We start from the raw sequence: 15,049 nt of genomic DNA, 5'->3' as shown, positions 1-15,049 counted from the left end.
GCGCCGAGACTTCTGCGGCTGGATGACCGGGGGCATCGGCGAGTACGACTCTGCAGCCCCCGGACTTTCCGGCGGCATGAAGTCTGGTCCCGAGCGGTGGCTGGCTGGGGGTTCGAATGGCGACATGGCACCTTCTTTTCTCCCGTTTGATCCCATTGGCGCCAGCCCAGGGGCAAAGGTAGTGGATCATGTGACAGAGTCGCCGGCCAGGTCAGGCTCAACTCGGTCACACCCGTACCGAGTGGGCAGCGGAGTTGTGGTTGACCATCCGGGCCGGATGGTCAACCACAACTCCGCGCTGAAACGTCAGATGTGCGCGGTGCCTGAGATCTACTCTGCGAAGGCGTCGGGCGGCGGGCAGACGCAGACCAGGTTGCGGTCACCGTAGGCCTGGTCGATCCGGCGGACCGGCGACCAGTACTTCCGTCGCCGAAGGGGCGCCACCGGATAGGCCGCCTCCTCCCGGGAGTACGGATGGTCCCACTCCCCCGCCAACATCTCGATCGTGTGCGGCGAGTTGCGCACCGGGTTGTCGTCACCCGGCCATTCGCCGGCCGCCACCCGGTCGATCTCCCCCTTGATGGCGATCATCGCGTCACAGAACCGGTCCAGCTCGGCCAGGTCCTCGGACTCGGTGGGCTCCACCATCAGGGTGCCCGCCACCGGGAAGCTCATCGTCGGCGCGTGGAAGCCGTAGTCGATGAGCCGCTTCGCCACGTCGTCGACGGTGATGCCGACCTGCTTCGTGATCGGGCGTACGTCGATGATGCACTCGTGCGCCACCAGCCCGTCGCGGCCGGTGTAGAGCACGCGGTAGTGCGGCGCCAGCCGGGTGGCGACGTAGTTGGCGGCGAGCACAGCCGACTCGGTGGCGAGACGCAGCCCCGGCCCACCCATCATCCGCATGTACGCCCACGAGATCGGCAGGATGCCTGCCGACCCGAACGGCGTCGCCGACACCGGCCCCACACCTGTCGCCGGTCCCGCCTGGGCGAGCAACGGGTGGTTGGGAAGGTACGGCGCGAGGTGCTCGCGGACGGCCACGGGACCCACGCCCGGACCGCCGCCGCCATGAGGGATGCAGAACGTCTTGTGCAGGTTGAGATGTGAGACGTCCCCACCGAACTCCCCGATCCGCGCCAGACCGAGCAGGGCGTTGAGGTTGGCGCCGTCGACGTAGACCTGGCCGCCACCCTCGTGCACGATGTCGCACAGCTCGCGGATGTCCTCCTCGAAGACACCATGCGTCGACGGATACGTCACCATGATGGCGGCGAGCCGATCCCGGTGCTCGTCGACCTTGGCGCGGAGGTCCTCGAGGTCGACGGTCCCGTCGTCGGCCGCCCCGACCACCACCACCCGCATGCCGGCCATCACGGCCGACGCCGCGTTGGTCCCGTGCGCGGACGACGGGATGAGGCAGATGTCGCGATCCGCCTGAGACTGGGCGCGGTGGTACGCACGGATCGCGAGCAGCCCAGCGAACTCGCCCTGCGACCCGGCGTTCGGCTGCAGCGACACCGCGGCGTAGCCGGTCACGTCGGCCAGCCACGACTCCAGCTGGCGGATCAGCGCGAGGTAACCCTGTGCGTCCTCGATCGGCGCGAACGGATGAATGCCCGCGAACTCCGGCCAGCTGATCGGCTCCATCGCCGCTGTCGGATTGAGCTTCATCGTGCAGGACCCGAGCGGAATCATCCCCCGGTCGAGTGCGAAGTCGTCATCAGCGAGGCCGCGCAGGTAGCGCAGCATCGCCGTCTCGGAGTGGTGCTGCGCGAACACCGGGTGAGTGAGATAGGGAGTCGTACGCAGCAGCTCGACCGGAACGGCGTCGGGCGTCGCCGCGGCGATCTCGTCCACGTCGTACGGACCCACGCCGAACGCAGCCCACACAGCGGCGAGCTGCTCCGGACCAGTCACCTCGTCGCAGGCGATCCCCACGTGGTCGTCGTCTGTCAATCGGAGGTTGACGCCGCGCTCCCGTGCGCCGGCGACCACCTCGGCCGCCCTGCCCGGCACGCGGACCCGCACGGTGTCGAAGAAGTGCTCGGTGACGACGTCGACGCCGCCCTGCCGGAGACCCTGCGCGAGGACCGCCGCCAGGCGGTGGACCCGCGCCGCGATACCCCGGAGCCCGTCGGCTCCGTGGTAGACGGCGTACATCCCGGCGATCACGGCGAGGAGAACCTGTGCCGTGCAGATGTTGCTCGTCGCCTTCTCCCGCCGGATGTGCTGCTCCCGCGTCTGCAACGCCAACCGGTAGGCCGGTCGACCGGCGGCGTCGACGGACACCCCGACGAGGCGCCCGGGCAGGGAGCGTTCCAGCCCCTTGCGTACAGCCATGTAGCCCGCGTGCGGACCGCCGTACATCAGCGGAACGCCGAACCGCTGGGCACTCCCCACCACGACGTCGGCACCCATCTCCCCGGGCGGCCGGAGCAGCGTCAGCGCCAGCAGGTCGGCAGCCACCACCACCTGCGCATCCCGCTCGTGCGTGGCACGCACCACCCCGGTCAGGTCCCGCACCGTCCCGTCGACGCCCGGATACTGCAGGAGTACGCCGAAGAAGTCGCCCTCTGGCAGGCCGGTCGTGATGTCTGCGACCTCCAGGGCGAGACCGAGCGCCTCGGCCCGCGTACGCACCACCGCGATCGTTTGCGGCAGGCACCCGGCGTCGACGAGGAACCGGTCGCTGGAACTCTTCCGGTTGGTCCTGCGCAGCAGCATCATCGCCTCGGCCGCCGCCGTCGCCTCGTCGAGCAGCGACGCGCCCGCGACCGGGAGACCGGTGAGGTCACCCACCACGGTCTGGAAGTTGACGAGCGCCTCGAGCCGACCCTGGCTGATCTCCGGCTGGTACGGCGTGTAGGCGGTGTACCAGGCGGGGCTCTCGAGGATGTTCCGGCGGATGACCGGCGGCGTCACCGTGTCGGAGTAACCCAACCCGATCATCTGGGTCATCGGACGGTTCATGGCCGCGAGCGCCCGCAGCTCCGCCAACGTCTGCGTTTCGGTCGCGGCCGGCGGAAGGTCGAGGGGGCGCCTGGTCCGGATCGACCGCGGCACCGCCGCCGACGTGAGCTCGTCGAGCGAGCCGAACCCGCAGGCCGCGAGCATCTTGGCCCGGTCCTCGCCGGACGGGCCAATGTGGCGATCGGCGAAGTTCGCGGCAGGCGGCGGAGCGCTGATCCGCTGGGAGCCGATGCTGGACGAGATCGAGGCGTTCATGGGAGCTCCCCGGTCGAGGCAGGTGGCCTGTCAGGTCGAGTCCCCCTCTGTCACGCCACCGTGGCGCTCCAGAGTCGCCTCGCCCGCATGGTCCGTGAGCCTGAGAGGTTCCGGGGGGTTGCCCCTTCGGCGCTCCACGACCTACGAGGAGTAACCGCCCTACTTCGGCCGGTTCATCCGGTCGTGGAGACTCTCCCACGCGGGGTTGTCAGCTCGACCCACGCTACCAGCGTCCGGACTGGAGTTCGGTCAACCCCGCCAGCAGCTGCCGGCTTCGCGGCAAATGACCACGCTGAGCTGGCATCTGATTCCTGGGCGAGGCATCGGCACCGTACAGGCGACCACAGACCTACCGGGCGTGGTCATTTCCCGCCGAAACGGCCACCGGAACAGCGTCCGGACGAACCTTTTGCACCGGGAACTCCCGATCCGAACGCCTCCGCGAACGTCAGCCCGTGAGCCGGGCGCGGCGGCGCAACGCGAGCTCGTCACCTGGGTGCTCGTGGTCCTCGGGGGCATCGGGCCGCTCACCCGGGAACTCCGCGAGGGTGCCCTCGACCTCACGGGACACCCGCCCGAGAGCGATGCCGAACACGCCCTGGCCACCCTGGAGCAGGTCGATCACCTCGTCGGGCGAGGTGCACTCGTAGACGCTCGCACCGTCGCTCATGAGCGTGATCTCCGCCAGATCCTGGGCGCCCCGCTCGCGCAGGTGCATGACCGCGGTGCGGATCTGCTGCAACGAGACGCCGGCGTCGAGCAGGCGCTTGATCACCTTGAGCATCAGGACGTCGCGGAAAGAGTAGAGCCGCTGGGTGCCCGAGCCGGACGCCGGACGGACGGTGGGCTCCACCAGACCGGTGCGCGCCCAGTAGTCGAGCTGTCGATAGGTGATGCCAGCCGCGGCACAGGCGGTGGCACCGCGGTAGCCCAGGCCGTCCTGGGGCGGATCCGGAACGCCGTCAGCAGGTCCGAACAGCAGACCCTGCGCACCAGCCGTACGGCGGGCTTCGGTCCGCTCGGGACTCTCGCCCATGGCGGCGCCGGTGGCACCGCCTCCCGCCTGGTCACCCGTGCCTGTCACGGCCGCCTCCCACATTGTTGGGGTCGCGGTGAGCGCGACACCCTCTCCAGTCCTACCCGACCCCGACCCGGACGAGACCGCTGGTCATGCGGCAGAGCCGCATGCTGGCGCCTCCTGCGAGAAGCGCCCCTCATGGAAGCCGAATGACATCCACGAAGTTTTCCTCGTCACGGTAGGCCCGCGCGTCGTGACGGGTCAACGCGACGGCCGGCGTGTCGCCCTGAAACCTCAACCTGAGGTCGAGACCGAAAGGGGACCTCAGCCTGGGGTGTCGAAGTCCTCCGGTGTCACCTGGTCGAGGAACTCACGAAACTTCTGGACCTCGGCCTCCTGCTCGTCCGGGATGGCGATGCCGGCCTCGGTCAGAACCTCGTCCGAGCAGACGATCTTGACGTTCAGGCGGAGTGCCAGGGCGATCGAGTCCGATGGCCTCGCACTGACCTCGACACCGCTCGCGAAGGCGAGGATGCCGTAGAAGACACCGTCGCGGAGGTCGGTGATCCGGACCTCGGTCAGTTCCTGGCCGGTCGCGATCAGCACATCGCGGAACAAGTCATGGGTCAGCGGCCGCGCCGGGACGATCCCCTGCTGGGCGTGAGCGATGGCACTCGCCTCAGCGGGCCCCACCCAGATCGGCAAGAACCGTTCGCCGTCGACCTCCCGGAGCAGGACAATCGGCTGGTTCGAAGGCATCTCCACCCGGACACCAACGACGTCGAGCTCGCGCACTCGTCCACACTACCCCGGTCGGTTGGTGGCCAGTCGACCGACGCACTTCACCGCCCGAGCCCGGTCTTCACCAGGAGCGCGTGCAGGCGTACCGCCAGCGCCGCCAATTCCCGGATCCGGTCCTCCGTACGCGCCCGCGAGTCCATGCCGCGCTGCCGCGCCAGCGGAGCCACCACCTGCTCGATCAGTCCCACCTCACGGTCGGCGGCCGTACGAAAAGCACGAAGGTGGCGCGGCTCGAGCCCGAACCCCGCGAGCTCACCTGCGGTCTTCGCGATCTCGAGTGCATCCTCGTCGTAGTGGTCCCTGCCATGCCGGGCCGAGACGAGGCCATACGACTCGAGCTGGTCCAGCAGGTCCGAGTCGATCCCCGCGTCCTCGACGAGCTCCTTGCGTGACAACCGCACGTCGGAACCATTGGCCCCGAACGCCTCCGCGCCCACCTGGTCCGCACCGCCGAGCAGCACTCTCGGAGACGGCGCGGACGGAAGTGCCCGACCCGGAAGCTGCGGCGGTTCGAAGCCCCGGTCGAGTGCGTCGAGGTGGTCCTTGATCACCCGCAACGGGAGATAGTGGTCGCGTTGCGCGGTCAGCACGAAGCGCAGCCGCTCGATGTCGTCATGGCCGAACTTGCGGTAACCCGACGGAGCTCGCTGCGGTTCCACCAGACCTTCGGCCTCGAGAAAACGGATCTTCGAGATCGTGACGTCGGGAAACTCAGCGCGCAGCCTCGCGAGTACCTCACCAATGGAAAAGCTGTGGGACCGCGCGGACGCCGCGCCACTCACCGAAGGAATCCTTGCGGGTACAGCTCTTGGACCCCCCGAAGGAGAGCGTCGCTCACCGTCTTTCCCCCTCCGGCCCCCCGTCCCAACCAGCACCGGTCCGTTCGGGTGCGCCCGTCATGCCGAAACCGCGCTGGCTGGCGAAGTAGACCAGGCGGAACTTGCCGATCTGCACCTCGTCGCCACCGATGAGCAGGACCTCATCGATGCGATCGCGATTCACGTAGGTGCCGTTCAGGCTGCCCACATCGCGTACGACAAAACCTTGCGGCCGGCGGCGGAACTCGGCATGCCGACGGGAGACGGTGACGTCGTCGAGGAAGATGTCGCTCTCGGGATGCCGACCCACGGTCACCACGTCGGCGTCGAGCAGGAACCGGCTCCCGGCGCTCGGACCGCGCTGCACGATGAGCAACGCGCAGTCGTAGGGCAGGGCGTCGACGGCGGCCTGCTCCTGCGGACGGAGCTCGGCCTCCGCCCGGTCGTATTCGGGCTCGAGGCCGAGTGAGATCGTCGCGGTCTGCTCGACAGGTCGTTCTCCCCCCAGCGCTCTGCCGCACTGCGAGCAGAACCTGCTGTTCTCGGCGTTCTCATGCCCGCACTGAGTGCAGAAAGGCATCGACCCTCCCGTGGCGGAACTCTCTCGTCGTCTGAGTTGAACTCGTCCACCGCACACACCCTAACTCTTGACCAATGGTCGAGGTGGGCAGCCCGCAGCGATTGCGTCCATCCGCGACCCAACCGGGCGAAACGGCGAATGAGCGGCTACTCGGACAGTGTGGAACGCGTGATCAGGTCTGCTCGACCTGCGCCTTGTACGCCGCGGCGTCGAGGAGCGATCCGAGTTCGTCCGGATCGCTCGGCTGTAGCTCGATCATCCATCCCGCGGCGTACGGCTCGGCGTTGACAAGCTCGGGGCGCTCGTCGAGCGCGTCGTTGCGGGCGACGACCGTGCCACTCAGTGGTGCGTACAGCTCACTTACGCTCTTGGTCGACTCGAGCTCACCGACCACCGCACCGCGCCGCACCTGTTCACCCACCGGTGGCAGGCTGACGTAGACGATGTCGCCCAGCGCGTCCTGGGCGTAGTGGGTGATGCCGATCCGGACCGAACCCTCGGTGTCTCCGGGATCGCGTACCCACTCGTGCTCGCTCGTGTACGTGACGTCGTCCGGGAACACCACTGTCTCCTCGCTGTCGACATTTCCTGGGCAGCACCACCGCACGCCGCGCCAGCACACCCCGTCTGAGGAGACAGGCTAGTCGCCGGACTTCGCTGTCTCCTCCGGGGCCGGCCGAGCGTAGCGAGGCGTCACCGGACGGTGCAAGGAGTCGATCTGGATGTTCGACTGTTCCAGGACGGTGACCAGCCCGCCCTTCTGGCCCACCTCGTCGACGACACCGCCGGGGATGCGCATCGCGGTCGCGAGTGTCCTCGTCTCCCCGATCGCATCGATCGTGTACGGAGGTGGGATGAGCGTGCCGTCGACCAGGATGCCGCCCTGGCCGTCGAGGACGTAACTGCCGGCGACGAGTCGGACACGATCGTTCACCTCGATCGACTCGGCTCCCGCATCGCGCAGCTCCTCGATCGTGTTGAGAACCAACGACGCCGTTACGGCCGATCGGGTGTCGGAGATCGTGAGCCGGATACCTGGGCCGCTCGCCGGGAGAGTGCCGGCGAGGATGCCAAGGGTTTCGGCGCGCGCCTGGGCCTGGTTGACCGCCGCGCGGGTCCGGTCGGCACCCGACAGCAGCTCCGCCCGCGCCGACTCGAGCTCGCTGATCTCCGCCTCCAGCCGGCGGGTGCGCTGCTGCAGACCATCGAGCATCTGGATCAGCTGTGGCCTGTTGGCACCGGAGAACTCGTCGTCGGTGCGCAACGCCTGCACCTGAATGGTGGCGGCGAAGCCGAGGATCGCCAGCAACAGCGCCCCGGCCAACTGGGCGCGGGAGATGTAGAGGCGGAACGCGCTGTTGAGCCGTCGCCATGCGGGATTACGCGGCTTCTTGCCACCAGACGCCTTGGGCTTCTGCTCGGCCATCGCCTTCGTACCACCCATCAGGCCTTGAACAGGCGCCGACGGATCGCCGCCATGTTGGAGAAGATCCTGATGCCCAGGACGACGACGACACCGGTCGACAGCTGTGCGCCGACGCCAAGCTGGTCCCCCAGGTAGACGATCACGGCGGCGACCAGCACGTTGCCGATGAACGACACGACGAAGACCCGGTCGTCGAAGATGCCGTCCACGAGCGCGCGCAGTCCACCGAAGACCGCGTCGAGGGCAGCCACGACCGCGATCGGGAGGTACGGCTGCAGCCACAAAGGCACTGCCGGTTGGAGCAACAGCCCCACGATGATTCCGACGAAGAGGCCGATCGTCGCGATCACTGGGCGCCTTCCGTCCGCGCGTATCGGAGTTTGTTACCGGAGTCGGCGGGCAGTAGGAGCTCGTCAACCGCCGCCGTTCCAAGTGCTATATGGTGCACTGCCTTGAGGTTGAACAGCCACTTGCCACCCGGACTTTCGGCGAACTGCGCCTCCAGGGTGTCGGGATCGCCGATCGCCTCGACGACGTACGGACGGGCAAGCGGTCGGTAGTCGACGGTGATCGACTTGTCGGCGCCGCGGATCGCGGTCAACGCGGTGAGCCGTTGGCCGTTGATGGCGATCGCCTCGGCGCCGGCCGACCACAGACCGTTCACGACCTGCTGCAGGTCGATGTCGAGGATCCGTCCTTCTGCACTGCTCGCCCCGGAGACCTCGTCGACGGGCGCGTCGTCGATGACCAGGCGGAGCCCCGGACCCTCGACCCGACCTGTTCCCGCCAGCACGTCGAGCGCGGCGAGGCGTTCGCGCAGGTTCTGGCCACTCGCCGTGCTCGCCAGGACGTCGTTCTGAAGGACGGTGACCTCCTCCTGCAGTACGCCGGCGTGGGTGCGCATGTCGTCGTTGCGGGCGGTCTCGGCCCGGATCCGCTCCAAGAGTTCCGCCTTCTCCTGCGCCACCGCCGGAGCGGACTGTCTGGTCTGGACCGCTGCCACGGTGAGGAGCAGGCCGAGCAATGCTAGCGCCACCAGCGTCGCGCCCAGGCCGCGGCGGGAACGGGAACGACTGGGACCGCGGCGCGCGGCGGCCGCCGCGTAGCCGTCGTCGAGGGCATGCGTGACGAGCTCGCGCATGAGCGACATCGAGTCGTCACGCTTGAGGATCGTGCCCGCGCGCGGCCAGGCGCCTGGTGGCGCCGCCGGGCGGCCAGGCGCCGCAGGCGTACCCTCGAGACGCACCGTCGGCGCCTCCCGCTCCCCTGAGGCCATGCGGACCATGGTGTCATGACGTGCTGGGTGTGTGTCCCGCGCGGTGATCACAAAAAACGATCATCGGCGGCTGACAGGTCGACCACGACCGTTCGGCCACGGATCCAGCTGTTCTGTCTGCCTCGACATCGGCTGGCCTGCCCATATCCCGAGCGCGCTAGCGGCCGGCTCGGGTCACCAGGTCCGCCCACCGGTGCGCGAGGGTTGTCGCGGCCTCCGTACTCCGCCCCTCTGCCCACACCCGCGTCACCGCCTCGGTCGGATCCGGGAGGACGAGTGCCCACGAGCCGTCGGGTTCCAGCACGCGTACGCCGTCAGTCGTGTCGAGCGGACGCCCGTCGGCGGCCTCGATCGCGGCTCGCATCACCGCACCCTTGCTCGCCCACGGCGTCGGGACCGCGAGTTGGACGACGTGGGCCCGCGGGATGCGGGCGTTGATCTCCGACAGCGGAAGCCGGGTGCGTGCCACCACTCCGAGCAGGCGTACGAACGCGGCGAAGCCGTCGACCGCGTTGGAGAACTCCGGGACGATGAACCCGCCCCGACCGTCGCCGGCCAGGAGCAGACCGTCAGCGGCCGCGGCCGTGGCCAACGCGTCCGGTGCGGTCGTGGTCCAGCGGATCCCGACGTTGTGGAAAGCGGCGACCTGCTCGGCCACCCGGGTCGTCGTCACCGGTAGCGCGACATGTCCTTCCGACGCCTCAGCCGCGATCAGGTCGACGAAGACGAGCAGCGCCCGCTCGTCGGCGATGACGTTGCCGGTCTCGTCGACGAGTGAGATCCGCTCTCCCAGCGGACTGAACCGCACACCGAACGCAGCCCGCGACGACGCCACCACCTCCGCCAGGTTGGCGATCGCGCGAGTGCGCTGCTCGGCCGTTTCGGTCGGGCTGCGCTCGTCCACACCGGAGTTGACCGTGAACGCTTCGACCGCGAGCTTCCCGAGCAGGCTCGGCAGCAACAGGCCGGCAGTGCCGCGGCCGGCGTCCACCACGACCTTGAGACCCGTCCCGGCGACGCCCGACGCGTCGATGTTGGCCAGCAGGTCATGGACGTAGGTCTCCGCCACCCGCGACGGAAACGTGAGGTCACCGATCTCGCCGGGAAACGCCCGGCGGAACTCCTGCCGGCCGAGCACGCGCTCGACCTTCCGCCGCGCGGCGAGTGAGAGGTCCGCGCCCGTCTCGTCCATGAAGATCAGGTCCACCGAGTCGGGACGGCTGGGAGTCGTACGAATGAGCAGCCCACCGCCGGCGTTGCTCCTGGACGTCTCCAGCCGGGCGACCGGGTTGGGCGAGACCTCGAGGTCGCAGACGTTCAGGGCGCTCGAGGTGAACGCCGCGATCGCCGCCCGCTTGAGCGCTCTGGCCGACCGCGAGGTGTCCCGCGCGGTGAGCACGGTCGCTCCCTTGCGCAGCGTCGTCGCGTAGGCGCTCGCCAACCGGACCACCAGCTCAGGGGTGATCTCGACGTTGACGATCCCGCTCACCCCGCGCGGGCCGAAGAGTGCCTGGCGGCCCTGCGACTCCCAGATCACGCTCTGGTTGACGACCGCGCCGGCCTCGATCGTCTTGCTCGGATAGACCTTGATGTCGGGATGAAGGACGGCCTCCTCCTCGATGACGCAGTCGTCGCCCACGACCGCACTGTCGTCGATCCGGGCCCCGCGCATCACATCGGTGTTCTTGCCGACCACGCAACCGCGGAGGTTGGAGTGCGCGCCGATGTAGGCGTTGTCGTGCACCACGGCTCGGTGCAGGAACGCGCCGCTGCGGATGACGACGTTGTCGCCGACGACGGTGTGGTCACGCAACTCGGCCCCGCCTTCGACCTTCGCGTAGGCCCCGACGTACAACGGGCCCTTGAGGGTCGCGTCGGGGTCGACGTCGGCGCCCTCGCCGACCCAGACCCCCTTGGAGACCTCGAACCCGTCGATGTCGATCGCGATCTGCCCGTCGAGGACGTCGTAGTTGGCCTTGAGATAGCTGCGATGGGTGCCGACGTCCTCCCAGTAGCCGTCGGCGACGTAACCGTAGAGCGGCGCACCCGCCTCGAGTAGGCGCGGGAACACCTCGCTTGACCAGTCGACGTTCTCGGCCGCACCGACGTGGCTCAGCATCTCCGGCTCCATGACATAGATGCCGGTGTTGATGGTGTCGGAGAAGACCTGGCCCCAGGTCGGCTTCTCCAGGAAGCGCTCGATCCGGCCGTCGTCGTCGAGGATCGTGATGCCGAACTCCAGCGGGTCGGGGACCCGGGTGAGGCACACGGTGGCGAGGGCGCCTGAGCGCCGGTGATGCTCCACCAGCGCGGTCAGGTCGATGTCGGTGAGCGCGTCACCGGAGATGACGACGAACGTGTCGTCGGACAAGGCGGCAGCGGCGTTCTTGACGCTGCCGGCGGTGCCGAGCGGCTTCTCCTCGGTGGCGTAGGTGAGGTCCATGCCGAGGTCCTCGCCGTCACCGAAGTATGCCCGGACCATCGAGCCGAGGAAGTGGACCGTGACCACCGTCTCGGTCAACTGGTGCCGCTTGAGCAGCCGCAGGACGTGCTCCATGATCGGCCGGTTGACGACGGGGAGCAGAGGTTTGGGCATGCTGGTGGTCATGGGTCGCAGGCGGGTACCCTCGCCGCCTGCCATGACGACGGCTCTCACATCCCCTCCCCTCCCGGCCCCTACCCGTGGAGCTGATCTTCGGCCGATACCGGTTGGACCGGCGGGGATCGGCGAAGCAGCTGAGACGCCTGGAAGCCGTAAAGGACCCCTGCCCACCAGTAAAGTCCGGTGCCCCAGATCGCGAACGCCCACCCCGCGACCTTGGCCACCGCGGCGAAGGCACCCCCGCCGTCACCGAGGAACAGCAGGGGGAACGCATACAGCAGACAGAAGGTCGCGGCCTTGCCGAGGAAGTGCACGGGAAGCGTCCCGTGACCGCGCTGGCGCAGCAACAGGATCAGCCCGAAGAGCAGGACGTCACGCAACGGGATGAGGACGGCGAGCCAGATCGGGATGACCTCGCGAAGGGCGAGACCCACCAGGACTGCCAGGATGTAGAGCCGGTCGGCGAACGGGTCGAGCAGTTTGCCGAGTGCGCTGACCTGGCCGAGCCGCCGGGCGAGCTGGCCGTCGAGCCAGTCGCTGAAACCGGACAGGCCGAGCACGATGATCGCCCAGCCGTCGGCCTTGGGTCCGAGCACCAGCCAGAGGAACAACGGGACCCCGGCGAGCCGGGCGAAGCTCAGGAGATTGGGCAGGGTGAACACGCGAGCCCCGTCACGCGTCTCGACCGGCTCCGCCACTGCCGCCCCCTCCGGCCCACCATCCACCACGGTGGGCCTGCCGAAACCCTATTACCCGCGGGCCACACTGGCCCCGATCCGCACATTTCCGCCGGACGGCGGCCTTCGTGTCGAAACCCGTCGTTCCTTTGAGACTGGTGTCGGCCGCGTCAACCGGCCGGTGCCAGGCCCTGGTGCCGCTCCGGCGGATGCGGCGAATCTGGCTGCCGGGCGGCGTGGTGGGCGGGCCACCCGGCGTCAGTACCGACCGTAGCCAGGCGCTGCGTCGCCCGGGTGAGCGCGACGTAAAGAGTCCGTGTCCCGACCGGGGTCTCCGCCGCGATCTCCGCCGGCTCCAGCAGGGCGACGGCATCGAACTCGAGACCCTTGCTGGCGATACCGGTCGTCACGACGACCCGATCGCCCTCGTACCCGGTCTGTGTCCGCTCGCCGCCTGTCGCACCGTTCGCACCGTTCGCTCCGTTCGCCGTGTTCGCGTCGTCCACCCAGGTGGACACCCAGGTGGACACCGTCTCAGCCATGGCTTGTGGGGCGATGACGCCGACAGTGCCCTGCACGCTGGCGAGCAGGTCCAGGATGGTCCGGCGCAGCGCGTCGGGCAGGCCAGCTTCCGTCGCGACCACATGGTCGGGGGCGTGGCCGGTGGCGCGGACCGCCCGTGGGAGCGGCCGGTCGGGGATCTCGGGCCGGATCACACTCGCGGCGAGGTCGAAGATCTCCTGGGAGTTCCGGTAGTTGGTGCTGAGATGGAACGTCCGCCGTGTCCGCCTGCCGAGAGCCGTGTCACGGGAAGCCTCGGCCTCGTCGATGTCCGGCCATGAGCTCTGCGCCGGGTCACCGACGACCGTCCAGCTGGCATGCCGGCCGCGCCGCCCGAGCATCCGCCACTGCATGGGCGAGAGGTCCTGTGCCTCGTCGACCAGGACGTGCGCGTATCCGTCGTACTGTGTCGCCCGCTCGGCCCGCGCCCGCGCGGCGTAGTCGCGGTCAGCGGCGGTCGTGACCTCGCGTACACCGTCGATCTCGAACGGATCCCGCGGTGCCGGCCGACGCGGAGGCTCACCCAGCAGGGCGTGGAGTTCGTCGAGCAGGGGGACGTCCTCGACGGAGAATCCGTCCTTGCCCGCGTCGGCGCCGCCGGCCCACGTGGCGGCCAGCGCGTCGACCTCGGCTGGGCGGAGCACGCCCTTGGCGGCCTGGCGCAGCCTCTCAGGGTCGGCGAGCTGGCGGAGCACCTGCACCGGCGTGAGCACCGGCCACCAGGCGTCCACGAACTCCTCGAACGCGTCGAGATCGGTGACGGACTCCTCGAAGTCCGACCGCGCACCTCGCCCGTTGGCCGTCGTACTGTCGGCGGACGCCTTGCGCCACAGGGCTGCGACCAGACCGCGAACGGCGTCGCCGCGGGCCCGGTTGCGGCGCGCGCCGCGCTGCAGGACGGTACGCCGGACCTCGGCCAACTCCTCGGCGTCCAGCCGAAGAATCCGGCCGCCGACGTAGATCCGGAGCTCCTCGGGCGCACCGGGTGCCGGCCCTCGCGCCGCCCGGCCGAGCACCCGGCGCATCCGCAGCGATCCCTTGATGAGCCCGACGTCGAACGGATCGGTCCGGGTGGCAACGATCCCGTCGACGACCTCCCCGAGCGAACGCAAGGTCGCCTCGTGCTCACCCAACGTCGGCAGTACGCGCTCGATGTAGCTCATGAAGACCGGTGACGGCCCGACGACGAGCACGCCACCGCCCGCGATCCGGCGCCGCTCGGAGTAGAGCAGGTAGGCCGCCCGGTGGAGCGCGACGACGGTCTTCCCGGTGCCCGGCCCTCCGCTGATCAGCGTGACGCCCGGCGATGGCGCCCGAATGATCTCGTCCTGTTCGTGCTGGATGGTGGCCACGATGTCGCGCATCTGCCGTCCACGGGCAGCGGTCAGCGCCGCCATCAGCGCGCCGTCGCCCACGACGGGCAGATCGGACGGAGCCGCTTCCGGGTCCAGCAGGTCGTCCTCCACCCCGACGACCCGCTGGCCCTGGCAGCGCAGGATCCGTCGGCGTACGACGTCCTTCGGGTCGGCCGCCGTCGCCTGGTAGAAGACCGCGGCGGCAGGCGCCCGCCAGTCGATGACGAGCGGCTCGTGTTCGGCATCACGTACGCCGATCCGCCCGACGTAGCGGATCTCGCCCCCGCGGTGGTCCAGCCGCCCGAACACCAGACCCTCGCGCTGGGCGTCGAGAACGGCGAGCCGGCGGACCGCGTGGTCGACGAGCACATCTCGTTCGAAGAGGCTGCGGTAGTCCTCTTCCTTGATCTCGCCGGTGTAGTCCAGCAACCCACGGTCTCTGCCGTCGCGACCCACCTCTGTCGCGCGGGCCACCATGACGGCCAACCGGTCGTAGACCCGGTCGACGTAGCGTTGCTCCTGCTCGATCTCCGCGCGCTCCGACGAGGTGGCGGGGTCAGAGAAGGCTGCCAACGACGCATCCCCCTTATCCAGGGCCCCCATATACAGGGCCCCCATATACAGGGCCCCCATATCCAGGGCCCCCATATCCAGGGCCCCCATTTACAGGGCAAGGCCCGGACGACTGGTGCGAGACGCTGCCCAGG

At 69.1% G+C, this 15,049-nt stretch carries 12 protein-coding genes and 1 riboswitch; all 12 genes read right to left on the bottom strand.

The features are described 5' to 3' along the window. Nucleotides 1-330: 330 nt before the first annotated feature. Nucleotides 331-3,228, bottom strand: a complete 2,898-nt coding sequence (gene gcvP, locus ABNF93_RS12250) for an aminomethyl-transferring glycine dehydrogenase (protein ID WP_349328074.1) — start codon at nt 3,226-3,228, stop codon at nt 331-333. Nucleotides 3,229-3,306: 78 nt separating this feature from the next. Then, nucleotides 3,307-3,436: riboswitch (glycine riboswitch) on the bottom strand. Between the two features lie 240 nt (nt 3,437-3,676). Next, a complete protein-coding gene (locus ABNF93_RS12245; RefSeq protein ID WP_349328124.1) occupies nt 3,677-4,264 on the bottom strand; it encodes a MerR family transcriptional regulator in 588 nt (195 codons plus the stop codon). Between the two features lie 306 nt (nt 4,265-4,570). Beyond that, nucleotides 4,571-5,041: a bifunctional nuclease family protein gene (locus tag ABNF93_RS12240; RefSeq protein ID WP_349328073.1), complete on the bottom strand. Its 471-nt coding sequence runs from the start codon at nt 5,039-5,041 to the stop codon at nt 4,571-4,573. Nucleotides 5,042-5,088: 47 nt separating this feature from the next. Next, entirely contained in the window at nt 5,089-5,829 is a 741-nt protein-coding gene (gene ftsR / locus ABNF93_RS12235; RefSeq protein WP_349328072.1) for a transcriptional regulator FtsR, read from the bottom strand. Nucleotides 5,830-5,881: 52 nt separating this feature from the next. Continuing rightward, nucleotides 5,882-6,445: a zinc-ribbon and FHA domain-containing protein gene (locus ABNF93_RS12230; protein WP_349328071.1), complete on the bottom strand. Its 564-nt coding sequence runs from the start codon at nt 6,443-6,445 to the stop codon at nt 5,882-5,884. 172 nt (nt 6,446-6,617) lie between these two features. After that, complete coding sequence (gcvH, locus tag ABNF93_RS12225) at nt 6,618-7,007, bottom strand: glycine cleavage system protein GcvH (protein ID WP_349328070.1); 390 nt, start codon at nt 7,005-7,007, stop codon at nt 6,618-6,620. A gap of 78 nt (nt 7,008-7,085) precedes the next feature. Further along, a complete protein-coding gene (locus tag ABNF93_RS12220) occupies nt 7,086-7,889 on the bottom strand; it encodes a DUF881 domain-containing protein (protein ID WP_349328069.1) in 804 nt (267 codons plus the stop codon). Beyond that, nucleotides 7,889-8,221 (bottom strand): small basic family protein, encoded by a 333-nt coding sequence (locus ABNF93_RS12215; RefSeq protein WP_349328068.1) that lies wholly within the window; start codon nt 8,219-8,221, stop codon nt 7,889-7,891. Before ABNF93_RS12215 ends, ABNF93_RS12220 begins: the two co-directional genes overlap by 1 nt. Next, a complete protein-coding gene (locus ABNF93_RS12210) occupies nt 8,218-9,147 on the bottom strand; it encodes a DUF881 domain-containing protein (protein ID WP_349328067.1) in 930 nt (309 codons plus the stop codon). Before ABNF93_RS12210 ends, ABNF93_RS12215 begins: the two co-directional genes overlap by 4 nt. Before the next feature lie 157 nt (nt 9,148-9,304). After that, a complete protein-coding gene (locus tag ABNF93_RS12205; RefSeq protein ID WP_349328123.1) occupies nt 9,305-11,788 on the bottom strand; it encodes a sugar phosphate nucleotidyltransferase in 2,484 nt (827 codons plus the stop codon). A 35-nt stretch (nt 11,789-11,823) separates the two neighbouring features. Continuing rightward, entirely contained in the window at nt 11,824-12,447 is a 624-nt protein-coding gene (gene clsA / locus ABNF93_RS12200) for a cardiolipin synthase ClsA (protein WP_349328066.1), read from the bottom strand. Between the two features lie 149 nt (nt 12,448-12,596). After that, nucleotides 12,597-14,915 (bottom strand): HelD family protein, encoded by a 2,319-nt coding sequence (locus ABNF93_RS12195; RefSeq protein WP_349328065.1) that lies wholly within the window; start codon nt 14,913-14,915, stop codon nt 12,597-12,599. Between the last annotated feature and the right edge of the window lie 134 nt (nt 14,916-15,049).

The organism is Actinopolymorpha sp. B9G3 (assembly GCF_040120725.1).
In the GTDB taxonomy this organism is placed as follows: Bacteria; Actinomycetota; Actinomycetes; order Propionibacteriales; family Actinopolymorphaceae; genus Thermasporomyces.
This window is presented reverse-complemented; position numbering and strand designations above follow the sequence as displayed.

What these genes read in the sequence shown, in the direction of transcription:
- ABNF93_RS12230 (WP_349328071.1), bottom strand. Translation starts at nt 6,445, where the DNA reads ATGCCTTTCTGCACTCAGTGCGGGCATGAGAACGCCGAGAACAGCAGG.
- ABNF93_RS12220 (WP_349328069.1), bottom strand. Translation starts at nt 7,889, where the DNA reads ATGGGTGGTACGAAGGCGATGGCCGAGCAGAAGCCCAAGGCGTCTGGT.
- ABNF93_RS12205 (WP_349328123.1), bottom strand. Translation starts at nt 11,788, where the DNA reads ATGGCAGGCGGCGAGGGTACCCGCCTGCGACCCATGACCACCAGCATG.
- gcvP (WP_349328074.1), bottom strand. Translation starts at nt 3,228, where the DNA reads ATGAACGCCTCGATCTCGTCCAGCATCGGCTCCCAGCGGATCAGCGCT.
- ABNF93_RS12210 (WP_349328067.1), bottom strand. Translation starts at nt 9,147, where the DNA reads ATGGCCTCAGGGGAGCGGGAGGCGCCGACGGTGCGTCTCGAGGGTACG.
- ABNF93_RS12245 (WP_349328124.1), bottom strand. Translation starts at nt 4,264, where the DNA reads ATGGGCGAGAGTCCCGAGCGGACCGAAGCCCGCCGTACGGCTGGTGCG.